Here is a 21,752-nt window from a genome sequence, read left to right as displayed (position 1 = left end):
GGTCAGGTGCCGAGGCGCAGGACACCGAGGACGACGGCGAGGACGAGCACGAGGTACGCGGCCTGGACACCAGCGAGCCGCAGCAGGAGGCGGTGCGCCTCGCGACGGGCGGTGGCCTCGGCGGCTGCACGGTCCGCACCGGGCGCGAGCAGCGGGTCGACGTCGCCGGCGGCGCGCAGCTCCAGCACCACCGTCAGCGCGACCGTCGCGAGCGCGGCCAGGGCGACGGGCGCGGCGGGGAGGGTGACGAGGTGCCACTGCCGCCCGAGCACTCCCAGCCCGACGAGCGCGGCCATCACCGCCACCAGCGCGGGTACGGTCCGCCACAGGGGCGCCGTGACGGCGACCCGCAGCAGCGGTGTGCCGAACCGGACAATGACGCCGACCACCAGCACGGTGCCGAGCGCGAGCGCGAGCGTGCCGCCGGTGAGCTCGAAGGTGCCGTCGCGCCACCACTCGACCGCGGCGTCGATGGTGACGACGAGCGCGGCGGCGCCCAGGGCGGTCGGCAGGGCAGCCCGCAGGTCGTCCGGTGCGGGCCTCGCGACGGTCTCCGCGATGCGCTCGGCGTAGGCCACGGCGTCGCCGAACGCGACGTGCGCGGGCGTGCGGGAGTCGACGACGTGCGAGTCGACCTCGGCGAGGACGTCGCCGATCGTGTCGCCCGGGACGTCGCGCAGCCGTAGCTCCAGCACGAGGGCCTCGGCCCACGACGGCTCGACGTGGGGGGCGAGGTCGGTGGGTTCCGTCATCGGTCGGCCTCCGGGCTCGTGACGAACGTCTGGGTGAGGTCGGCGAAGCGCGACCACCGCGCGCTCTCGTCGCGCAGGTGGGTGCGTCCGGCGGGTGTGAGGGCGTAGTACTTGCGCCCGGGGCCGCCGTCGCCGGGGCGCCACTCCTCGTCGAGCAGGCCGGCGACGGCGAGGCGCCCCAGCAGCGGGTAGAGCGTGCCGCCCTTGATCTCGCCGAGTCCGGCGGCGGCCAGGCGCTGGGCGATGTCGTAGCCGTACGTCGGGCCGTCGGCCAGCACGCGCAGCGCGCACAGCGACAGCACGCCGCGCAGCCAGTCACCGGGCCACGCGGTGTCCGCGTCGACGAGCTGTTTCGTGGCCATGACTAGACAGTACGCCTGACTAGCAAGCCACACAACCTACCCAACCCCGTCGACCGGAACCCGACTCACCGAAAGGGCGCTCGAAGCGTGACCGGTGTTCCGCTCGGCGGGGTTGAGGGGGTGGGTGGGGCCGTCGACCGGAACCCGACTCACCGAAAGGGCGCTCGAAGCGTGACCGGTGTTCCGCTCGGCGGGGTTGAGGGGGTGGGTGGGGCCGGGAACGGCGAAGGGCGCCCCGACCGGTGGTCGGAGCGCCCTTCGGTGAGCCCGTGGGGCTCGGTGAGCTCGTCTGCTCAGGCAGGCGTGACGTTCGAGGCCTGCGGACCCTTGGGGCCGGCCTGCACGTCGAACTGCACGCGCTGGTTCTCCTCGAGCGAGCGGTAGCCCTGCGTCTGGATGGCCGAGTAGTGGACGAAGACGTCCGGGCCGCCGTCCTCGGGGGCGATGAAGCCGAAGCCCTTCTCAGCGTTGAACCACTTCACGATGCCAGTGGGCACGTCATTCTCCTCATGCGGTTACTACGGACCCGACGACCGGGACCGGTGAATCACGGTGGTCGTCGTCCGCTCCGGAGAACGGGACAAACAATGCACTGCGACTTCGTGGTACAGCGTAGCCTCACGGGTCGCGCGTGCGCGAGGGGTTCAGCCGCTCGGACCTGCACCCGGCGTCCGTCCGGCTGACCGGCGAGAACGCTGTCCACGAGTTCCGGCGTTCGCCCTCGCCGCACCCGCACCGAGCGCTACGCTCCGGCGCGGACGGGCGCACCTGCGCCCGGCAGGGGAGCCCAGGAGGCCTCATGAGCACCAGGCTGCGCGCGCTCGTCGCGGTCGTCACGCTGGGCGGCTTCTACGTCGCCGCCCTCGCCGTCGTCGTGGGCCTCGGTGCGCTCACGGTGCTGGCCATGGAGGCCGGCACCGGCGTCGTCGCCGGCAAGCTCGGGTTCGTCACCCTCGCGGCGGCGGGCGGTCTGGTCGTCGCGCTGTGGAAGGTCGCCCGTGCGCGCCCGCCGCAGCCCACGGGCCCGGTGCTGCTGCGCGCCGACGCCCCGGAGCTGTGGGGCATCGTCGACGAGCTCGCGAGCCTGACCGGCACGCGCGGCCCGGACGAGATCCGCCTCGCGCCGGATGTCAACGCCGGCGTCTGGGAGGACGCGCGTCTCCTCGGCCTCGTCGGCGGCACCCGCCGCATGGTCCTCGGGGTCCCGCTGCTGCACGGGCTGACCGTGGGGCAGCTCCGCTCGGTGCTCGCGCACGAGCTGGGGCACTACTCGCACGACGACACGCGGCTGTCCGTCGTCGTCCACCGCGGGCGCGCCGTCATCGCTGCGACCCTCGCCCAGCTCTCGGGGTCCGTCGCCGGCTGGCTGCTACGGCAGTACGGCAAGCTCTACCTGCTCGTCTCCGCCGCCACGAGCCGCTGTCAGGAGCTCGCCGCCGACGCGCTGTCGGTGCGCGCCGCGGGGCGCGCGACCGCGCAGTCCGCGCTCCGCGAGGTGCTCGTCATCGACGCGGCCTGGGACTTCTACCTCGACTGCTACGTGGCCCCCGGGTGGGAGATCGGACTGGCGCCCACGTCGGACGCGTTCTTCGGCGGGTTCCGCGAGCTGCTCGCGGCCCGGACGCAGGAGCTGGGCTCCGTGCGCGAGCGTCCCGCGGGCGAGCAGGGCAGCCGCTGGGACAGCCACCCGCCCATCGGTGAGCGGGTCGTCGCCATGGACCGTCTGCCCGACGTCCCGGCACAGCCCGACGACCGCCCGGCGTCCGTGCTGGTGCCGCACCTCGACGTGGTGGCGGCGCACCTGGCCGACGAGGTGCTCGACGTCGCCGACCGGCAGCGCCTGCCGTGGGACCAGCTCGTCCCGCCGATGGCCGCCGCCGCGCAGCAGCGCCGTGCCGACGCCGTGCACCGCGCCGCCGGCCGGCTCGCCGGGGTGCAGCGCGCCACGCTCGGGACCGTCCTCGAGCTCGTCGAGCAGGGCCGTGGCGACGACCTGGCGCGCGAGCTGGGCATCGACCCGCGGCGGCTGATGGTCGCGGCACCCGGTGAGCGCCCCCCGCACCCCCTGGCCGGCGCGCTCGAGCCCGTGCTGGGCGCCGCGCTCGTGGCCGGGGGCGCCGCCCGCTGGTGCCTCGAGTGGGCGGGGCCGGCGACGCTGCGCGACCGGGAGGGCGACGAGCCCGACCTCACCGCGTGGGCGGACCGCGCGGCCCGGCCCGGCGGCGTCGAGCACGTCCGGGCGTGGCTCGCCGGGCTCGGCGTCGACCCGCGGGCCGTGGGCCAGGTGCACGAACGCGCGACCGCTCACGGGGCCCAGGTGCTCGCCGGCCTGGCGAACGTCGCGGTCGACGGCACGGACCACGACGTCGTCGTCCTCGACCGCGGCCTGGTGCTGGTGCCCTGCCCCAAGAAGACGGACGGCGGCAAGGCGCGCATCCTCGGGGTGGTGCAGGCGGTGCCGGTCCACCAGCTCGCGCAGGTGCACCGGTTCGTGCCCTACGAGGAGGTCCGCACCGCCACGGTCCACCGGCAGTCGCCCGTGCACGCGACCGTCGAGCTGCACGACGGCTCCCGGCTCGTGCTCAAGGAGCGCTGGTCCGGGGAGTACCTGGTCAAGGGCTCGCAGGAGGTCCTCGTCGGTCACCTGCACTCGCTCGCGACGACGCCCTGACCGCCCCGGTCACCGCACGAGCGTGAGGGGTTGCCGTCGCAGGACGACGGCAAACCCTCACGCTCTGCCGTCGACCTCGCCGGTGGCGTCAGGCGATGGTCGCCCTCAGGTGCAGGCGGGAGCCCAGCGCGGCGTCGTCGACGCGCAGGCGCAGGCCGCGGGCCGCGGGCAGCAGCTCGCCGACCAGCGGGCCGAGGCGGTCGAGGTCCACCTCGACGACCGTCGCGCCGTCCTGCGTCGCCACGGTGGCGGCCCCCGCCGGCAGCTTCGCGAGCTGTCCGCGCACCGCATCGGTGACGAACGGGCTCAGGTCCATCCGCAGCACCGGGTGCGACGCGACCACGGCGACGCGCCACGTGCGGCCCGCCACGCCACGGTCCTCGACGCGCACGTCGACGGGCCCGGCCATGCGCGTCGCCATGCGCACGGCACCGGGGACGCCGGGCAGCTCGTGCACCTTGACCTGGGCACGCACGAGGCGGTCCTCACCGCGGACGTCGGTGACGGCGGGCGGCAGCACGTCGGCCGCGCGCGCCAGGGTGAGGGCCTCGTCGAGACCCAGGGTGAGCTCCATGACGCCAGGCTACGGGTGCCCGGCCACGTGCGCGGTGCGGGACGTCACGGCCTGCCGCGCCCGCTCGTGCGGGTGCACGATGGGGTGACCGGCCGGCGTCCGGGCCGGGGTGGGCCGAGCGAGGAGGTCGCGGTGGCGCAGAAGAAGCAGTGGCGTGACATGAGCGCAGGGCAGCGTGCTGCGGTCGTCGTCGTCGGGGCCGGGCAGGTGGCGCTCGCCGCGGCGGCGTTCCGGGACCTGGCCAAGCGCCCGTCGGAGCAGGTCAACGGGCCGAAGCTCGCGTGGGGGCTCGCGCTGCTCGTCAACTGGGTGGGCCCGCTCGCCTACTTCGCCAAGGGCCGTCTGCCGGCCTGACCGTCGCACCCGGACCGTCAGGCGTCGACGAGGCGCAGCCGCACGTGCACGACGTCGCCCGGTGCGACGCCGGCGGCCGTGCGCACCGCCTTCTTCACCGGCAGGACGTACGTCTCCTGCGCCTTCGCCGGGAACAGCGACGTGCGCCACGTCGACGGGCCGAGCGTCACCTCGACGCGCACCGAGCCGAACCCGCCCTGCCGGCCCCGCGTGAGGTCGTCGATCTCGTCCGCGAGGTCGAACGGCAGGGAGAGGAACACCCACGAGCCGTTGTCCGTGAGCCACAGGGGTGCGTCGACCTCGAACTCCGCCACGCCAGGACCGTAGCGGGCGCCGCCGACACGCGGCGTCAGCGATGGGCGACGTCGTCCGGCAGCAGCCCGCGCAGGTAGGCCGCCTGCCCGGCGTGCTGCGCGCAGTCGTCGAGGATGCTGACCAGCCTCACGCCGAGGGTCACCGGCGGGTCCCACGACGTGTCGACGACCGTGTCGAGGTCGTCGTCCTCGACGCGCTGCAGGTACGCGAGGGTCTGCGCGGTGCTCGCGTCGAGGTAGCCCAGCAGCAGGTCGGGAGCGGGGTCGACGAGCGCGACCTCCTGCGGCGACTGCCCGTAGCCCGTCGCGGTGTGCTCGAACGGCAGGGCGAACCGCTCGGCCCAGCCGTCGGCCGTCCACAGCTCCTCGGTGCCCGCCAGCGGCGCGACCTGCGCGTCCTGCACGCGGGCGACGTGCCAGGCGAGCCACGCGAGCGTGGTCGCCCGCGGCGTCGGACGCCACGTGCGGGCGGCGGACCCCGTGCCCTCGAGCGCGGCCCGGACCACCGGTCCCACCCGCCCGAACCCGTCGGTCAGCACCTGGCGCGCACCCGTTCCCGTCACGCGCTCGACGCTACGGCGGGCGGACCCCACCCGCACGGCGAGGCACCGGGCGGGCCGAGGCCGCCCGGGTGGGCGCGCTCAGCGTCCCTCGGCCGCCGCGACGATCCCCGCGACCCCCGGGGCCGCCGCGATCTGCTGCGCCAGCCGCGCCGCGGCCGCGCGGTACGCCGGGTCGGTGCGCACCGTGCGGACGGCGTCGCGGACCTGCGCGGGCGTCGGGCGCTTCCCGCGCAGCCGCACCCCCGCGCCGCTCCACGCGACGCGCGCCCCGACCTCCGCCTTGTCCTCGGTGCTGCCCGCGACGACCAGCGGCACACCGTGCGCGAGCGCCCAGTGCACGCCGCCGTAGCCGCCGTTGGTCACCATGACGTCGGTGCGCGGCAGCAGCGCGGCGTACGGCACCATCGGCGCGGCGCGCACGTTGCCGGGCAGCGGCCCGAGCCGCTCGACGGGGGTCCCGCCGGTGGCGGCGACGACGAGCACGTCCTCGTCCGCGAGCGCGTCGAGCGTCGGGCGCAGCAGCTGCCCGAGGTCGTCGTTGGCGACCGTGCCCTGCGTGACGTGCACGACCGTGCGCCCGTCGAGGTCGCCCCACCAGTCGGGCAGCGACGCGGGGTCGACGGGGGTCACGCCCGGGCGTGGCACGCCCGCGGGGCCGACGAGCCGGAACGCGTCGCCCAGACGCGGCCGCGGGTACTCGAACCCCGGGACGGTGAGCTGCGCGACGACGTCGGCGCTGCGCGGCCACGCGAACAGCGTCCCGGGGTGCGGCCGGACGCCCGCCGCGCGCATCGCCCGCCGCACCGCCGCCTGCGGCCCGGCGAGCGCGACGCGGTCGACGACCGTGCGCACGAGCGCGTCCCGGACCCGCCCACGCGGGCCGGGGAGCGGTGCGAGCCCCGGCCCGAACGGTGGCACGCCCGGGTGCGGCAGGGTGGACGGGAAGACCGAGACGGCCACGGTGCGCGGGCGTGACGCGCGCGGCCGCGCCGTCACCACGTACGCCCCGAGAAACAGCGGTTCGAAGACCACCGCGCCCACGGTCGGGTCGAGCAGCGCGTCGAGCGCGGCGGCCTGCGCGCCGAGCCGCGCGACGAACAGGTGCGTCAGGTCCCAGCGCAGCAGTGCGACACCGGTGCGCCCGGCGCGCTCCGGGTGGTCGATGTCGAGCCGGCGCTCGTCGACGCCCGCGTCGGGCGGCAGGACCGCGAGCTCGGCGCCCGTGGCCTCGACGGCGTCGCGGAACCGCTCACCGGTGAGGAAGCGCACGCGGTGCCCGGCCTCCACCAGCGCCCGGGCGACGGGCAGCAGGGGTGCGACGTGCGCGTGGACGGGGCACGCCGCGACGACGGTGGTGGGGGGCACGGGACCTCCGGGACGAGTGTCGGCGCTGCTCACCGCACCCTAGGCTGTGCAGCAACCCGCGGAGCACCGCACCACCTCGACGGGAGGGACGACGTGACGTCCGACACCTCCCGCAGTGCGCCGCCGGCCGTCCACGAGGAGCCCATGCGGCTGCGCGTCCTACGGGCCGTCGCCACCGAGGTCCAGGCCGTCGGTTACGGAGCAGCGACCGTGCGGCGCATCGCGCGCCGTGCAGGGGTGCCGGAGCAGGCGGTCGCGGACGAGGGGCCGCGCCCCGAGCTGCTCGTGCGGGCGTTCGAGCTGGTCCTCGCAGGTGTCGAGGGCGAGCGCAGCCTGGGGGAGGGCATCGCGGCCTCGGTCGCCGACGCCCGCGACCCGGGGGTGCTGCTGCGGACGGCCACGGCGTTCGTCGCCGACGCGTACGCGCGGTCGGCGCGGCTGTGGGAGGCGTTCGTCGTCGCCGCCGGGGCGCACCCGGACGTCCACGCCGAGTACGTCGCGATGTGCGACCGCCGCCGCGCCGACATGCGCGGGCTGCTGGCACTGCTCACCACACGCGGACTGCCGCGACCCTTCGACCTCGAGCACGTGCTGGACGTCGTCGAGCTGCTGTACTCGCACGAGTCGTGGCGCCGGCTCGTGGAGGATCGCGGCTGGACGCGCGAGCGGTGGGTGGAGTGGACGGCGACGTCGACGCTCGCGGTCATGGGCGGGGCGCTGCCGCGCGCGTGACGGCCTGCGCCCCGTGCGTCGGGGTGGGGGCGGACCTCCGCTAGACTCCTGTCCGCAGCGCGCCCGCTCGCGGGCTCGCGGCACCCAGGAGGATTCGCCTAGTGGCCTATGGCGCACGCTTGGAAAGCGTGTTGGGTTAACGCCCTCGGGGGTTCGAATCCCCCATCCTCCGCCGCCCGAAGGGCCCGCGACCTGCAGCGATGCGGGTGCGGGCCCTTCGTCGTCGACGGCGTCGCGTCCTCGGGCCCGAGTGGTGGGTCGGTCTTCGTCGGGAGGGACCGGCCCCTTGCCGGCGTACGTCCGCCATGACGACAGGCCGCCGTCGTCGCTTCTGCTGCCGTCGAGGGGTTCGCGAGGGGGCTCGAGCGCTGACCGCCGGGACGCGTTCGCGCTCTCAGGCGCGGCGGACGTACGGCAGCTGCATGCCGAGGTCGCCGAGCACCTGCTCGTAGAACCCCAGGAGCTCTCCCAGGTCGTCGACGAGCAGGCGCAGCGTCTCCGTCGCTTCCTCGACCTCGGCGGACGCCAGGAGCTCCAGGGCCTCCGCCGCGTCGTCGCGCAGCGTGCTGAGGGTGTCGCCCTGGACGGCGAGCGCGGGGAACCGTCGGCCGGGCAGGTGGACGACGGCGCGGTTGCCGTCACGTGCGAGCACGCTCACCGGCTCCTCGGGCGGCGTCGGCTCGGGGTGCGCGTCCATGCGGCGACCGTAGCGCGCGTGGTGCCGCCGGTCGGGCCCGGCCCTCAGGGCGACTGCCGGGTCGAACGCGACCGGGCGGCCCGGTGGATCAGGTCGGTCTCCCGGTGGTGTCGGACGACGGGCGTCATGCGGTGGCGGTGCAGCGCCCTCGTGTCCGCGCGTGGGCGTGGGCGGTCGTTACCTGGGTGGTCCAGCACAGGTCGCCCGGTCGCCGGAGCAATCCGCCGGACACGCCCCGCACCCGCGTGCGACGATCCGGCGGTGTTCCTGCAGCTCTCCGTGACCGGCCCCGACGCCACCGACCTCGGCTTCCTGCTGCACAAGCACCCCGGGCGGGTACAGCAGTTCGGGCAGTCCTTCGGTGTCGCGCACGTCGTCTACCCCGAGGCGACGGACGAGCGGTGCACGGTCGCGCTGCTGCTCGAGGTCGACCCGGTCGGGCTGGTGCGCGGCGGCAGCCGGGGCGCGCCGCGGGACGTCGCGTTCAGCCTGGCGCAGTACGTGAACGACCGGCCGTACGCGGCGTCCTCGATGCTCGCGGTCGCGCTGGGCAAGGTGTTCCGGACGGCCATGGCGGGGCGCTGCGAGCTGCGCCCCGAGCTTCCCGCGCGACGCTGGGACGTCGAGGTGCACGTGCCGGCCGTGCCGTGCCGCGGAGGCGCCGAGGCCGCGGTCCGGCTGTTCGCGCCGCTGGGGTGGCAGGTCGACGCACGGCCCGTGCCGCTGGACCCGACCGTGCCGGCGTGGGGCGACTCCCGGTACGTCGACCTGCGCCTGACGGGCACGCAGCGGATCGCGGACGTCCTGAGCCACCTGTACGTGCTGCTGCCGACGCTCGACGCGAGCAAGCACTACTGGGTCGGCACGGACGAGGTCGCCAAGCTCGTGCGTGCCGGGGAGGGCTGGCTCGCGGGCCACCCGGCGCGCGAGGAGATCGCGCGGCGGTACCTCGCGCACCGCAACAGCCTGGCGACGTCGGCGCTGGAGCGGCTCGCGGAGGTCGACGACACGCGCCCCGAGGACGTGGAGGCGGACGCAGCGGAGGACGCGGCTCTGGAGACCGCCGACACCGCTGCGCCCGACACCGCTGCGCCCGGCGACGCCTCGCCCCGCGTCCCGCTCGCGCGGCAGCGTCTCGACGCGGTCGTCACCCAGCTCAAGGCCGCCGGTGCGCGCTCGGTCGTCGACCTGGGCTGCGGCGAGGGGGCCCTGCTGTCCGAGCTGCTGCGGGACCCGACGTTCGAGCGGCTGCTCGGCGTGGACGTCTCCGCGCGCGCCCTGACGACCGCCGCCCGTCGCCTGCACCTCGACACGCTGCCGGACCGGCAGCGGCAGCGCATCGAGCTCGCGCACTCGTCGGTCACGTACCGCGATGCGCGCGTCGCCGGGTTCGACGCCGCGGTGCTCATGGAGGTGATCGAGCACGTCGACCTGCCGCGCCTGGCGGCGCTGGAGCGCGCGGTCCTGGGCGAGGCGGCCCCGGCGACGCTCGTCGTCACCACGCCGAACGCCGAGCACAACGTGCGCTACCCGACGCTCGCCGCTGGCACGATGCGCCACCACGACCACCGCTTCGAGTGGACGCGCGCGCAGTTCGCGGACTGGGCGCACGGCGCCGCAGCCCGCCACGGGTACGACGTGACGCTGCTGCCCGTCGGCGAGGAGGACCCGGAGGTCGGCCCGCCCACGCAGATGGCCGTGCTCACGAGAACCACCGCGACCACCCCGGAAGGAGCCGCCCGATGACCACGCTGACCGTGCCGGACCTGTCGCTCGTCGTCCTCGTCGGCGTCTCCGGTTCCGGCAAGTCGACGTTCGCGGCCCGGCACTTCGGGCCGTTCGAGACGCTGTCGTCGGACTTCTGCCGCGGGCTCGTCTCCAACGACGTCACGTCGCAGGATGCGACGGCCGCGGCATTCGACGTCCTGCACCACATCGCGGGCAAGCGACTGGACGCGGGCCTGCTGACGGTCGTCGACGCGACCAACGTGGAGCCGACCGCGCGCAAGCAGCTCGTCGCGCTCGCCCGCGCGCACGACGTGCTGCCCGTCGCGATCGTCCTCGACATCCCCGAGCCGGTCTGCCTGGAGCGCAACGCGGCCCGCGCGGACCGCACGCTGCCCGCGCACGCCGTCCGTCGCCAGCGCGACCAGCTGCGCCGCTCGCTGCGCGGGCTGGGGCGCGAGGGCTTCCGCACCGTCCACGTGCTGCAGGGCACCGACGAGGTCGACGCCGCGACGATCGTGCGCGAGCCGCTGCGCAGCGACCGGCGTGAGGAGCGCGGCCCGTTCGACGTGGTCGGCGACGTGCACGGCTGCCGCGCGGAGCTGGAGACCCTGCTGGGCGCCCTGGGGTACGTCATCGAGCGCGACGCCGAGGGCCGGCCGGTCGACGCCGCGCACCCGCAGGGTCGCCGCGCGCTGTTCGTCGGCGACCTCGTCGACCGCGGCCCGGACAGCGTGGGTGTGCTGCGGCTCGTCATGGGCATGGTCGCGGCGGGCCACGCGCTCGCGGTGCCGGGCAACCACGAGCACAAGCTCGTCCGTGCGCTCGACGGGCGCCAGGTGCAGGTCTCGCACGGCCTGGAGACGACGCTCGCGGAGCTCGCGCAGGAGAGCGAGGCGTTCCGCCGCGAGGTGCGGGACTTCTGCGACGGGCTCGTGGCGCACCTCGTGCTCGACGGCGGCGACCTCGTCGTCGCGCACGCGGGCCTCAAGGAGGAGTTCCACAACCGCGCGTCCGGGCGCGTGCGGGCGTTCGCGCTGTACGGGGACACGACGGGGGAGTCCGACGAGTTCGGGCTGCCCGTGCGCCTGCCGTGGGCGGACGACTACCGCGGCCGCGCCATGGTCCTGTACGGCCACACGCCGACGCCGCGCCCGACGTGGGTGAACAACACGATGTGCCTCGACACCGGCTGCGTGTTCGGCGGGCACCTCACGGCGCTGCGGTACCCGGAGAAGGAGGTCGTGCAGGTGCCGGCCGAGCAGGTCTGGTACGCGCCTGCGCGCCCCTTCCCGACCGCCGAGGAGACGGCCGCGGGCAGCGACGTCGAGCGGCGGGACCCCGCGGTCCTCGACGTCGCCGACGTGCTGGGCAAGCGGGTGGTCGAGACGCGCCTGCACGGGCGCGTGACCGTCGCCGAGGAGAACGCCGCCGGGGCGCTGGAGGTCATGAGCCGGTTCGCGGTGGACCCGCGCTGGTTGCTGTACCTGCCGCCGACGATGAGCCCGTGCGCGACCGCTCCCGAGGGCGACCTGCTCGAGCACCCGGACCAGGCGTTCGACGCCTACCGGGGTGACGTCGACACGGTGGTCTGCGAGGAGAAGCACATGGGCTCGCGCGCCGTCGTGCTCGTCTGCCGCGACGCGGACGTCGCCGAGGCGCGGTTCGGCATGCCCGCGGGCACGACGGGCGTCGTCCACACCCGCACGGGCCGCGCGTTCTTCGACGACGGGCGGACCGAGCAGCTCCTCGACGTCGTGCGGACCGCGGCGACCGCCGCGGGCCTGTGGGACGACCTGGGCGGCGCTGCGCCCGGGTGGCTGCTGCTCGACTGCGAGCTCCTGCCGTGGTCCCTCAAGGCCGGTGACCTGCTGCGTCACCAGTACGCGTCCGTGGGTGCGGCCGCAGCCACGGCCCTGCCCGCCGCGACGGCTGCGCTCGAGGCCGCCGCGGCCGCCGGGCTGCCCGTCGACGACCTGCTCGCCCGCACCCGCTCGCGCGGCGCCAACGCCGACGGCTACCGCGACGCGTACCGCCGCTACGTCTGGCCGACCGACGGCCTGGACGGCGTGCGGCTCGCGCCGTTCCAGGTGCTCGCGTCCGACGCGGGCACGTACGAGACGCGTGACCACCTGTGGCACCTGGGCGTGGCCGACGCGCTCGTCGAGGCGGACACCAGCGGAGTCCTGGCGCCCACGCGCCGGCTCGTCGTCGACCTCGCCGACGACGCGTCGCGCGCCGCGGGCGTCGCCTGGTGGCAGGACCTCACCGCAGCCGGGGGAGAAGGCATGGTCGTCAAGCCGCTGGCCAACCTCGTGCGCGGCCGGAAGGGTCTGCTGCAGCCGGGCGTCAAGGTGCGTGGGCGCGAGTACCTGCGGATCATCTACGGCCCGGACTACACCGAGCCGCAGCACCTGACGCGCCTGCGGTCGCGGCACCTCGGCCGCAAGCGCAGTCTCGCGCTGCGCGAGTACGCCCTGGGCCTGGAGGCGCTCGCGCGGCTGACCGAGGGCGAGCCGCTGTGGCGCGTCCACGAGGCGGTCTTCGCGGTGCTCGCGCTGGAGTCCGAGGCGGTGGACCCGCGGCTGTGAGCGCGATGCCGACGGCGGGCTGCCGCGTGTCGGCGGGACGTGGTGAGGTGTCGCCATGAGTCCGTTCAGCACGTTGCCCGTGCGACGCGTCCAGGCCGGCGACGCGAAGCTCGACGGCGAGCGCGGCGGGGACTGGCACCGCGCCGTGCCCGCCGTGCGCCAGGTGCTCGAGCGGGGCTGGGACCTGGGGGCGGCGACCGTCCTGGTCGGTGACAACGGCGCCGGCAAGTCGACGCTCGTCGAGGGGATCGCGACCGCGTTCGGCATGGCGCCCGAGGGCGGCTCGACGGGCTCGATGCACCGCACGCGGCCGACCGAGTCGGGGTTCGCGCACGACATCACGCTCGTGCGCGGGGCGGGCGCGCCGCGCCGCGGGTTCTTCCTGCGGGCCGAGACGATGCACGGGTTCTACACGTACCTCGACGAGCACCCCGGCCCGGACCCGCAGTTCCACGAGATGTCGCACGGGGAGTCGTTCCTCGAGCTCATCGGCTCGCGGATGATGTACCCCGGCCTGTACGTGCTCGACGAGCCCGAGTCCGCGCTGTCGTTCACCGGCTGCCTCGCGCTGCTGCAGCACCTGCACGACCTCGTGCAGCACGACTCGCAGGTGATCCTCTCGACGCACTCACCCCTGCTCGCGTCGCTGCCGGGCGCCACGATCCTCGAGGTCGGCGACTGGGGCCTGCGCGAGAGCACGTGGGAGGACCTGGACCTCGTCACGTCGTGGCGCGCGTTCCTCGACGCCCCGGAGCGCTACCTGCGCCACGTCCTGGGCTGAGCCCGTCCACCTGCCGGGACGCGTCCTGCACGACACCGGGCTCGGGGCGCTCCCGAGCGCCCATGAGCGACGTCAGCCCGGTCTCGCGGGGCGTCGGTCCCAGGGCGTGGGACGGGGCCCCGTCAGGACGTGAAACGCTCCGCGCGCTCCCGGACGCGGCCCGCGCCCAGGCCGCCGCGGGCCGTCCGGTCCCACGTGTACACCTCGGTGCCCGTGATGAACACGTGCTCGGCCCGGGCGTTGACGTCCAGCGGGTCGCCCGACCACACCACGACGTCACCGTCGAGCCCGGGCGCGAGCGCACCGACCCGGTCGTCCAGCCCGAGGAACGACGCCGGGTTCACCGTCAGCGCCCGCAGCGCCGTGTCACGGTCCAGGCCCTCCTTGACGGCCAGCGACGCCTGGTGGACGAGGAAGTTGACCGGCACCACCGGGTGGTCGGTCGTGATCGCGACCCGCACCCCGGCGCGCGCCAGCACCCCGAGGTGCGCGATCGCGCGGTCCCGCAGCTCGACCTTGGACCGCGACGTGAACATCGGCCCGAAGATCACGGGCACGTCCCGCTCGGCGAGCACGTCGGCGATCGCCGCGGCGTCCGTGCCGTGGTTGACGACCAGCCGGTAGCCGAACTCGTCGGCCAGGCGCAGGGCCGTGGCGATGTCGTCGGCGCGGTGCGTGTGCTGGTCCCACGCGAGCTCGCCGGCCAGCACCGCCGCCAGGGTCTCCTTGCCCAGGTCCCGCGCGAACGGCTCACCCTTCGCCGCCGCCGCGTCCCGCTGCGCCGCGTACGTCTGCGCCTCCACGAACGCCGTCCGGATCACCGCGGCCACGCCCAGGCGCGTCGACGGCAGCTTCTTCTGCTCGCCGTACACGCGCTTGGGGTTCTCGCCGAGCGCCGACTTCACCGACACGTCGTGCCGGATCACCTGCTCGTCGACGGTCCGCCCGCCCCACGTCTTGACCGCCACCGTCCGTCCGCCGATCGGGTTGGCCGACCCCGGCTTGACGACGGCCGACGTCACACCGCCGACGAGCGCGTCGCGGAACCCCTCGTCCTCGACGTTGATGCCGTCGATCGCCCGCAGCGCCGCACCGTTCGGCCCGGTCCGCTCGTTGGTGTCGTCGCCCGCCCAGCCCTCGGCCTCCTCGGCGACGCCCATGTGCGCGTGCGCCTCGACGAACCCCGGCAGCACCCAGCGGCCCGTCGCGTCGAGCACGCGCACACCGTCCGGGACCGCGAGGTCCGTGCCGACGGCGGTGACGACGCCGTCCTCGACCAGCACGGTCGCGCCGTCGAGGGGCGCGGACGCCACCGGGACCACGTGGCCGCCGACGATGGCGACGGACCCGCGGGCGGTGCGGATCGGGCCGGACGCGGGGCTGCGGAGATCGGGCACGCTCCATCATGAGCGAGCCGCAGCGCCCGTGCGCGCCAGGTCCCTCGGCGTGCCGCGAGCCGGTGCGCGTGTGAGGGGTCCGTGCAGGTCCGCCCCCGGCGCAGTCGGTCGATCGTCCGGATCGTCCCGCTTCGTTAGCGTGGTCCCATGACCCCGGACCCGTCGCGGACCCCCGAGGACCGCCCGCCCCACCGCCCCCGCCCCGAGCCCGTCGTGACGTCGCAACGGTTGGCCGACGGCTGGGACGACGTGACCCTGCGCCACGTGCTCACGGGTGCCGTGCTCGGTCTGCTGGCACTGCCGGCCGCCGCGTCCGCACTCGTCGGGCTGCTCGTGCTCGCCGTCCAGGGCACCGCCCTGTGGCTCCTGGTCACCGCGGCCGGGCTCGTCACCGCCGCGCTCGCGGCCGGCGGCGCGGCCGTCGCCCTGCGGCGCGGCCACCGGGGCGTCGTGCACCGGCTCACGGCCCTCGCAGGCGTGTGGGGCGTCGCGACGACGGTCGGTGCGGTCGTGCTCGCTCTCGGCTCCGACGCGACGGACCGGGTGGGTGTCGCGGTGCTGCTCGTGCTCGGCGGCACGTACACGCTCGTCGTCGCGCTGGGCCTGTGGGGGGCGTGGCGGGTCCTGCCGGCGACGGACGACGAGCACGCCGTCGAGCACGCCGCCGACGACGGTGCGGACGTCGCCCCGGAGCCCGCGCTGCCGGTCCGCACGGGTGCGACGCCCACCGTCAGCGAGGTCCCGACCCCGGCGGTCGCACCCGACGACGACGCACTCGCCGACTGGCCCGCGTGGGGCGGCGCACCGGGGACCACGCCCGGCGACGCGAGCCGCGGCGCGGCGGCGGACGGCGGCGACCCCGACGCGACCCGGGTCGACCTCACGCGCGCCGACGTGGCGGACGCGGCCGGCCCGTACGTGGGGCCGCCGTACGTCCGGCAGCGGACCGAGGACCCGGCCGACGACGCCGCCGGCGACGAGCGCTCCGCCGGCGACGAGCCCGCGACCGGCGACGAGCCCGCGACCGCCGACGAGCCCGGCGACGAGGCCGCCACCGGCGACGGGCCGGCGGCCGGCGGACGCGGCCCGGCCACGCGCCCACCGGCGCCGCGGCCCACGTCCGCGCCGCGCACGACCTCGTCCGCCCCGCGCACGTCCACGAGCGCCGCGTCCACGGGCTCGTCCGTACCCCGCGCGTCGTCGCGCTCGGCCGCACCGCGCTCGTCGGCGTCCACGCCCCGGGCGTCCGGCGGCACGTCCCGCACGTCCGGGGCCACGTCCCGGACCTCGTCGTCCACCGGGCCCAAGCCGCCACGGCGCAGCGTGACGTCGGGCGGGCCCCGGGTCACCCGCACCACGTCCGCCGGACCCGCGACCGAGCGCATCGCCCGTGCCGACGGCGACGACGGCCCCCCGACCGAGCGGCTGCCGCCGCTCGACCTGTGACGGCCCCGACGACCGAGCCCCGCCACCTGGGTTAAGGTGGTCCGCAGACCCCTCGTACGGCGTCATCTCGCTGAACCCCCCCAGGGCCGGAAGGCAGCAAGGGCAGGTGAGCTCTGGCGGGTGTGCGGGGGGTCCTCGCATGCCCGGACCAGGAGCACACCGACGTGCGACCCGAGGGGGGGCTCCGTCGTCCCGACCGTCCGTCTGCGGGACCATCGTGCGCACCGCAGGGCGCGACCGTCGCCCGACGCGGCGCCCGGGACGCCGCCCGGACGATGGACGCATGACCCAGCCCACCTCGTCCGCCCGCGGACCGCACGCGCCCGACGCCACGGCGCCGGCCTCGCCGGCCGGCACGGTCCGGTCCGGTGCCGTCCCCCGCCTCGCCGCCCGCGGCCTCGTGCACCGCTTCGGTGACACCACGGCACTCGCGGGCGTCGACGTCGACCTGACCGACGGCGGGTCGCTCGCCGTGATGGGCCCGTCCGGCTCCGGCAAGTCGACGCTTCTGCACGTGCTCGCCGGGATCCTCGTGCCCACCGCGGGCACCGTGCACCTGCGGGGCACGCCCGTGCAGGGCCTGTCGGAGAGGGAGAGGTCGCTGCTGCGCCGCCGCAGCTACGGGTTCGTCTTCCAGCACGGGCAGCTGCTGTCCGAGCTGTCGGCGCGCGAGAACGTCGCGCTGCCCGCGATGCTGCTCGGCACGCCGCGTGCCGAGGCGGAGGCGGCCGCGGACCGGTGGCTCGCGCAGCTCGGCCTGGCCGGTGCGGAGGGGCGCCGGCCGGGCGAGCTGTCGGGCGGGCAGGCGCAGCGTGTCGCGGTCGCCCGCGCGCTCGCGACGCACCCCGACGTCGTCTTCGCCGACGAGCCCACCGGTGCGCTCGACCAGGCCACCGGGCACGACGTGATGAAGCTGCTCGTGGAGACCACGCGCGAGGTGGGAGCGTCGCTCGTCGTCGTGACGCACGACGCGGACGTCGCCGCCTGGTGCGACCGCCGTATCGACATGCGCGACGGGCTCGTCGTCGCGCCGGGGTCCACGCCGTCCGGCGGTGCGGGCCCGCGGCCGGGGGAGGGCCCGGCCGCGGCTCGCCGACTGCCCGAGGACCTGGGGTCCGCGCGGGTCGCCGACGTGTTCGGCGGTCCGCGGTGAGGGTCCACCCCGTGCTGGCGCTCGCACCCCGGCTGCAGCGCGCCGGCGGAGGTGACAGTCGCACGACCACCACCCTGGCGGTCACGGCCTTCACCGTGTCGACGGCGCTCACGCTGTCCGTGGTCGGGGCGCTGCTCGCGTTCGTCGAGCGGGCGAACCATCCCACGACCGCCTTCGAGCAGGAGGTCGGCGGCTTCTACGTGATCCTCGCGGTCACCGCGGCGATCCTGCTCGTGGTGCCGCTGCTGACGCTCGGCGGTGCGGCGGCGCGGCTCGGCGTCGCCCGGCGCGACGCACGCCTCGCGACCCTGCGGCTGCTGGGTGCCACGCCGCGCGAGGTCGTCGGGCTCACGCTCGTCGAGACGGCGCTGCAGGGGCTGGCCGGGGCTGTGGCAGGGACGGTGCTCTACGGCGCGCTGCTGCCCGTGTGGACGCGCATCGCGTTCCAGGGGCGCCCGTTCACCGCCGGGGAGCTGTGGGTCGGCGTGCCCGTCGTGCTGGCCGCGTGGTGTGCGGTGCCGCTGCTCGCGGCCGTCAGCGGGGCCGTGACGCTGCGCCGGGTCGTCGTGTCGCCGCTGGGCGTCGCGCAGCGGACGACGCGTCCGGGGCTGAAGGCCGTGCGCGTGGTCGTCGCGGTCGCTGCCGTCCTGGCGTTCATGGTCGCCTCCGCGTTCGCCCAGCTCATGGCCGCGGTGCTGGTGACGGTGCTGCTGAGCCTGCTGGCGGTCGCGTTCCTCACGCTCAACGCGGTCGGCCCGTGGGTGCTCGGCGTGCTGGGGCGGGTCCGGCTCCGGCTGGCCCGCACACCCGAGCAGCTGCTCGCCGCGCGCCGGCTGCTCGACGACCCGCGCGCCGCGTGGCGCGTCGTCGGCGGGCTGGGCCTGGCGTCGTTCGTCGCCGGGTGCCTCGCGGTGGTGCCGGCGCTGACGGCGACCACGGTCTCGCCGGCGCCGCAGGAGGACGTGCTGACCGCCGACATCATGACCGGTGCGCTGCTGACGCTCGCGATCACGTTCCTGCTCGCGGCCGTCTCGGCGGGCATCGCGCAGGCGGCGGCCGTGCTGGACCGGCGGCGAGAGCTCGCGCTCGCCCGCCTGGCCGGCGTGCCCGTCGAGCTGTTCGACCGCGTGCGGCGCCGCGAGGTGCTGGTGCCGCTGCTGTTCGTGTCGGTCGGGTCGGCGCTCGCGGCCCTCGCGATGTTCTTCCCGCTGTTCGGGACGGCCGCCGTGACGGCGCCGCAGGGGTTGGCGCTGCTCGTCGGCAGCATCGCGGTGGGGACGGCGCTGGTCGTCGCCGCCACCGAGGCGACCCGGCCCCTGCTGCACCGCGTGCTGTCCGAGCCGGTGGTCCGGCCGGACTGACGCCCGGGGGGGTCGGGCGCGCGGCCGGTCGGTCACCGTCGCAGGGCGGTGGCCGGCCGGCGCGCGGGCGCTCGCAGGGTGGGGACGGCGGTGCCGCGGTGTCAGCCGGGGCGCATAGGCTCGGGGCCGTGACCACTGCGCTGTACCGCCGGTACCGTCCCGAGTCCTTCGCCGAGGTCATCGGCCAGGACCACGTGACCGCACCCCTGCGGCAGGCGCTGCGCTCGGGCCAGGCCAACCACGCCTACCTGTTCTCCGGCCCGCGCGGGTGCGGCAAGACGACGAGCGCGCGGATCCTCGCGCGCTGCCTGAACTGCGCCGAGGGGCCCACCGACACCCCGTGCGGGGTGTGCCCGTCGTGCGTCGAGCTGGCGCGCGGCGGCGCCGGCTCGCTCGACGTCGTCGAGATCGACGCGGCCAGCCATGGCGGTGTCGACGACGCGCGCGAGCTGCGCGAGCGCGCCACGTTCGCGCCTGCGCGCGACCGGTACAAGGTCTTCATCCTCGACGAGGCGCACATGGTGTCCCCGCAGGGCTTCAACGCGCTGCTGAAGATCGTCGAGGAGCCGCCGCCGCACGTGAAGTTCATCTTCGCGACCACGGAGCCCGACAAGGTCATCGGCACGATCCGCTCGCGCACGCACCACTACCCGTTCCGCCTCGTGCCGCCGGACGTGCTCGTGCCGTACCTCGAGCAGCTCTGCGCCACCGAGGGCGTGCCCGTCGGCTCGGGTGTGCTGCCGCTCGTGGTGCGCGCGGGCGGCGGGTCCGTCCGCGACACCCTGTCGGTGCTCGACCAGCTGATCGCCGGGTCCGGCGAGGCCGGTCTGGGGTACGAGGGTGCGGTGTCGCTGCTCGGGTTCACGCACACCTCGCTGCTCGACGACCTCGTCGACGCGATCGCCGCGCGTGACGGCGCGTCCGCGTTCCGCGTGGTCGAGCGCGTCATCGTGACGGGCCACGAGCCGCGGCGCTTCGTCGAGGACCTGCTCGAGCGGCTGCGCGATCTCATCGTGCTGGCCGCGTCGGGAGAGGCCGCCATGGCCGTGCTGCGCGACCTGCCGCCGGACCAGCTCGAGCGCATGCGCGCGCAGTCCGTGCACCTGGGGGCCTCGGAGCTGTCGAGGTCGGCGGACCTCGCGAACGCCGCGCTCACCGAGATGGTCGGCGCGACGTCGCCGCGGCTGCACCTCGAGCTGCTCATGGCACGGCTCCTGCTGCCCGGGGCGGACGACTCGCGGGTCGGGCTCGGCGCGCGGATCGACCGGCTCGAGCGCGGTGTGCCCGCGCTCGCTACCGCGGGACCGGCTGCCGCCGCACCCGCGGTACCGGCCGTGCCGGCGACCGTCGTCCGGACCCGGCCCGCGGCCCCGACGCCTGCGCCCGTGACCGCCCCGGAGCCTCCCGCGCCGGTGCGTGACGCGGGAGCCGCGCCCGCGCCGGTGCGTGACGCCGGCCCGGCGCCCACGCCGGTGAGCGAGGACGAGCCGGCTCCCGCGCGTCGCACCGGACCGCCCGCCGGGGCGGACCACCGTGCCGAGGAGGCCGGTGCCGTCCTGCCGGCGGACGACGACGGCCCCGTCGGCGTGGAGCCTGCCGTGCGCGCCGCGGAGCCCGTGACCGTCGCGCCCGACCACGCGGCGGTCGTCGCACCCGCGTCCGCTCCTGCACCCGCGGCCCCCGCGGCTGCTGCGCCCGGCGCCTCCGCACCGGCGCCCGGTGCCGCGGCGGCCGCGGCCGACACCGAGATGCTGCGGCGACGCTGGCCGGACGTGCTGACGACGCTGCGGCGGCTGCGCCTGCCGTCGTGGGCGCTGGTCAACCAGCACGCGCAGATCCTCGAGCTCGACGCCACGACGCTGCGGCTCGGCTTCGCGCAGCCCGGCCTCGTGACGACGTTCCGCAACAGCAACCACGGCGACGTGGTGTCCCGTGCGCTGGCCGAGACGCTCGGCGTGCAGGCGCGCGTGGAGGCCGTCCTCGACGAGCCGGGCGGCTCGCGTGCGACGACGCCCGCCGCACCCGCCGCCGACGTCCCGCTGGTACCGGGAACGATCTCCCCCGAGCGCGCCGCGGCGTCGTGGGACGTACCTGCTCCCACCCGGGCGGCTCCCGTGCCCGCCAGCACGCCCGAGCGGCCCACGTCGGCCGGGCGGTCGTCGGCACCTACCGCGGGCGCGCCCGCGGTGCCGGACGGCGAGCCGACCGACGCGGAGGGTGACCCCGCGGGCGGGCGCGCTGCGCGACCGACCCCGCCGTGGGAGGCGGAGCCCGCGACCGCCGTCCCCGTGCCTGCTCCGACCCCGGCCCGTCCCGCCCCGGCGACCGGAGCGCCTGCCGGCCCGAGCGACGCCAGCGGTGAGGGCGTGGCGGCCCCGGTCGCCCACCCGGACGACGACATCCCCCCGGGCGACGAGCCCGACGACCCCTGGCACGACGGCCCGCCGCCGCGGTCGCCGCGCCCTCGGCGCGAGGGCGGTCCGGGGCAGGGTGCTCCGGCCCGGGGTGGTCCGGCCCCGGTCAGTCCGTCCCCGGGCGGTCCGTCGCAGGGCGGTCCGTCGGCGCCGCCCCCCGGTGCGAGCGCCCGTGAGCGCGGGGTCGCCGCTGCCCGCGCGGCAGCGGACCGGTCGCGCGTGAGCCGACTCGAGCCCGACGAGCCGTCCCCGGACGACCCGACCATCGGCCAGTCCGGTCTCGTCGGGGTGCCCCTGGTCGCGCAGCTGCTGGGCGGCCGCGTCATCGACGAGCAGATCGACGGCGCCTGAGTCACCGTCCGGGCGCCCACCGGGCCCGCACACCGGGCGCCCTACTCCCCCCGACCCGCCTCGCTGACGCGTCCTCCCGCGGAGTGGTCACATCTTGCCCGTCGGGTGCCGGACGTGGTCGCAGGTGTGACCACTTCTCGGGGTGAGCG

The 21,752-nt window shown here is 76.2% G+C and carries 19 protein-coding genes, 1 tRNA gene and 1 other RNA gene; 12 read left to right on the top strand and 9 right to left on the bottom strand.

All coding sequences use genetic code 11. From position 1 onward, the window contains the following. Positions 1-2 precede the first annotated feature (2 nt). The 3 genes from CFLA_RS15875 to CFLA_RS15865 form a co-directional block, all read right to left on the bottom strand. Positions 3-752 (bottom strand): hypothetical protein, encoded by a 750-nt coding sequence (locus CFLA_RS15875; RefSeq protein WP_013118356.1) that lies wholly within the window; start codon positions 750-752, stop codon positions 3-5. After that, positions 749-1,114: a PadR family transcriptional regulator gene (locus CFLA_RS15870; protein WP_013118355.1), complete on the bottom strand. Its 366-nt coding sequence runs from the start codon at positions 1,112-1,114 to the stop codon at positions 749-751. Before CFLA_RS15870 ends, CFLA_RS15875 begins: the two co-directional genes overlap by 4 nt. Positions 1,115-1,407: 293 nt before the next feature. Next, complete coding sequence (locus CFLA_RS15865) at positions 1,408-1,611, bottom strand: cold-shock protein (RefSeq protein ID WP_013118354.1); 204 nt, start codon at positions 1,609-1,611, stop codon at positions 1,408-1,410. Between the two features lie 302 nt (positions 1,612-1,913). Between CFLA_RS15865 and CFLA_RS15860 the strand changes: the two genes are divergently transcribed. After that, a complete protein-coding gene (locus CFLA_RS15860; RefSeq protein ID WP_013118353.1) occupies positions 1,914-3,785 on the top strand; it encodes a M48 family metallopeptidase in 1,872 nt (623 codons plus the stop codon). Positions 3,786-3,873: 88 nt separating this feature from the next. On the opposite strand, the gene CFLA_RS15855 is transcribed toward CFLA_RS15860, so the two are convergent. Continuing rightward, complete coding sequence (locus CFLA_RS15855) at positions 3,874-4,359, bottom strand: hypothetical protein (protein WP_013118352.1); 486 nt, start codon at positions 4,357-4,359, stop codon at positions 3,874-3,876. A gap of 132 nt (positions 4,360-4,491) precedes the next feature. Here CFLA_RS15855 and CFLA_RS15850 point away from each other — a divergent pair, with 132 nt between their 5' ends. After that, positions 4,492-4,713 (top strand): PLDc N-terminal domain-containing protein, encoded by a 222-nt coding sequence (locus CFLA_RS15850; protein ID WP_013118351.1) that lies wholly within the window; start codon positions 4,492-4,494, stop codon positions 4,711-4,713. Positions 4,714-4,730: 17 nt separating this feature from the next. Here the strand turns inward: CFLA_RS15850 and CFLA_RS15845 are convergent, their stop codons facing one another. The 3 genes from CFLA_RS15845 to CFLA_RS15835 form a co-directional block, all read right to left on the bottom strand. Then, complete coding sequence (locus tag CFLA_RS15845; RefSeq protein WP_013118350.1) at positions 4,731-5,027, bottom strand: DUF1905 domain-containing protein; 297 nt, start codon at positions 5,025-5,027, stop codon at positions 4,731-4,733. A 35-nt stretch (positions 5,028-5,062) separates the two neighbouring features. Continuing rightward, on the bottom strand, positions 5,063-5,590 hold the full coding sequence (locus CFLA_RS15840) for a mycothiol transferase (protein ID WP_043599157.1): 528 nt from the start codon (positions 5,588-5,590) through the stop codon (positions 5,063-5,065). A 78-nt stretch (positions 5,591-5,668) separates the two neighbouring features. Further along, entirely contained in the window at positions 5,669-6,955 is a 1,287-nt protein-coding gene (locus CFLA_RS15835; protein ID WP_013118348.1) for a glycosyltransferase, read from the bottom strand. 93 nt (positions 6,956-7,048) lie between these two features. Between CFLA_RS15835 and CFLA_RS15830 the strand changes: the two genes are divergently transcribed. Beyond that, positions 7,049-7,687: a TetR/AcrR family transcriptional regulator gene (locus tag CFLA_RS15830; RefSeq protein WP_013118347.1), complete on the top strand. Its 639-nt coding sequence runs from the start codon at positions 7,049-7,051 to the stop codon at positions 7,685-7,687. 87 nt (positions 7,688-7,774) lie between these two features. Then, positions 7,775-7,859: transfer RNA gene (locus tag CFLA_RS15825), tRNA-Ser, on the top strand. 222 nt (positions 7,860-8,081) lie between these two features. On the opposite strand, the gene CFLA_RS15820 is transcribed toward CFLA_RS15825, so the two are convergent. Continuing rightward, complete coding sequence (locus CFLA_RS15820; protein WP_013118346.1) at positions 8,082-8,384, bottom strand: DUF6959 family protein; 303 nt, start codon at positions 8,382-8,384, stop codon at positions 8,082-8,084. Positions 8,385-8,645: 261 nt separating this feature from the next. On the opposite strand from CFLA_RS15820, the gene CFLA_RS15815 reads away from it, so the two are divergent. From CFLA_RS15815 to CFLA_RS15805, 3 genes are read left to right on the top strand one after another with little or no spacing between them, the layout of a single operon-like run. After that, the gene (locus CFLA_RS15815) at positions 8,646-10,130 is read left to right on the top strand and encodes a 3' terminal RNA ribose 2'-O-methyltransferase Hen1 (protein WP_013118345.1); all 1,485 of its coding nucleotides are present in this window, start codon (positions 8,646-8,648) and stop codon (positions 10,128-10,130) included. Further along, positions 10,127-12,700, top strand: a complete 2,574-nt coding sequence (locus tag CFLA_RS15810; protein ID WP_013118344.1) for a polynucleotide kinase-phosphatase — start codon at positions 10,127-10,129, stop codon at positions 12,698-12,700. The genes CFLA_RS15815 and CFLA_RS15810 overlap by 4 nt, the downstream gene beginning before the upstream one ends. Before the next feature lie 55 nt (positions 12,701-12,755). Beyond that, on the top strand, positions 12,756-13,481 hold the full coding sequence (locus tag CFLA_RS15805) for an AAA family ATPase (RefSeq protein WP_013118343.1): 726 nt from the start codon (positions 12,756-12,758) through the stop codon (positions 13,479-13,481). Between the two features lie 122 nt (positions 13,482-13,603). Here CFLA_RS15805 and CFLA_RS15800 read toward each other — a convergent pair whose 3' ends face one another. Then, complete coding sequence (locus CFLA_RS15800) at positions 13,604-14,878, bottom strand: amidohydrolase (RefSeq protein ID WP_013118342.1); 1,275 nt, start codon at positions 14,876-14,878, stop codon at positions 13,604-13,606. 147 nt (positions 14,879-15,025) lie between these two features. On the opposite strand from CFLA_RS15800, the gene CFLA_RS15795 reads away from it, so the two are divergent. From CFLA_RS15795 to CFLA_RS15780, 5 genes are all read left to right on the top strand, one after another. Further along, entirely contained in the window at positions 15,026-16,324 is a 1,299-nt protein-coding gene (locus CFLA_RS15795; protein ID WP_013118341.1) for a hypothetical protein, read from the top strand. Positions 16,325-16,367: 43 nt separating this feature from the next. Then, positions 16,368-16,464, top strand: an RNA gene (gene ffs / locus CFLA_RS18750) — signal recognition particle sRNA small type. Between the two features lie 143 nt (positions 16,465-16,607). Continuing rightward, complete coding sequence (locus tag CFLA_RS15790) at positions 16,608-17,477, top strand: ABC transporter ATP-binding protein (protein ID WP_013118340.1); 870 nt, start codon at positions 16,608-16,610, stop codon at positions 17,475-17,477. After that, a complete protein-coding gene (locus CFLA_RS15785) occupies positions 17,474-18,838 on the top strand; it encodes an FtsX-like permease family protein (RefSeq protein ID WP_148234391.1) in 1,365 nt (454 codons plus the stop codon). The genes CFLA_RS15790 and CFLA_RS15785 overlap by 4 nt, the downstream gene beginning before the upstream one ends. 128 nt (positions 18,839-18,966) lie before the next feature. Further along, complete coding sequence (locus CFLA_RS15780) at positions 18,967-21,603, top strand: DNA polymerase III subunit gamma and tau (protein ID WP_013118338.1); 2,637 nt, start codon at positions 18,967-18,969, stop codon at positions 21,601-21,603. Positions 21,604-21,752 lie beyond the last annotated feature (149 nt).

This window comes from Cellulomonas flavigena DSM 20109 (genome assembly GCF_000092865.1).
GTDB lineage: Bacteria > Actinomycetota > Actinomycetes > Actinomycetales > Cellulomonadaceae > Cellulomonas > Cellulomonas flavigena.
This window is presented reverse-complemented; position numbering and strand designations above follow the sequence as displayed.

Bases quoted from the DNA above. Each gene is read 5' to 3' on its own strand.
- CFLA_RS15820 (WP_013118346.1), bottom strand. From the start codon at position 8,384: ATGGACGCGCACCCCGAGCCGACGCCGCCCGAGGAGCCGGTGAGCGTG.
- CFLA_RS15810 (WP_013118344.1), top strand. From the start codon at position 10,127: ATGACCACGCTGACCGTGCCGGACCTGTCGCTCGTCGTCCTCGTCGGC.
- CFLA_RS15805 (WP_013118343.1), top strand. From the start codon at position 12,756: ATGAGTCCGTTCAGCACGTTGCCCGTGCGACGCGTCCAGGCCGGCGAC.
- CFLA_RS15870 (WP_013118355.1), bottom strand. From the start codon at position 1,114: ATGGCCACGAAACAGCTCGTCGACGCGGACACCGCGTGGCCCGGTGAC.
- CFLA_RS15790 (WP_013118340.1), top strand. From the start codon at position 16,608: ATGACCCAGCCCACCTCGTCCGCCCGCGGACCGCACGCGCCCGACGCC.
- CFLA_RS15875 (WP_013118356.1), bottom strand. From the start codon at position 752: ATGACGGAACCCACCGACCTCGCCCCCCACGTCGAGCCGTCGTGGGCC.
- CFLA_RS15855 (WP_013118352.1), bottom strand. From the start codon at position 4,359: ATGGAGCTCACCCTGGGTCTCGACGAGGCCCTCACCCTGGCGCGCGCG.
- CFLA_RS15795 (WP_013118341.1), top strand. From the start codon at position 15,026: ATGACCCCGGACCCGTCGCGGACCCCCGAGGACCGCCCGCCCCACCGC.
- CFLA_RS15860 (WP_013118353.1), top strand. From the start codon at position 1,914: ATGAGCACCAGGCTGCGCGCGCTCGTCGCGGTCGTCACGCTGGGCGGC.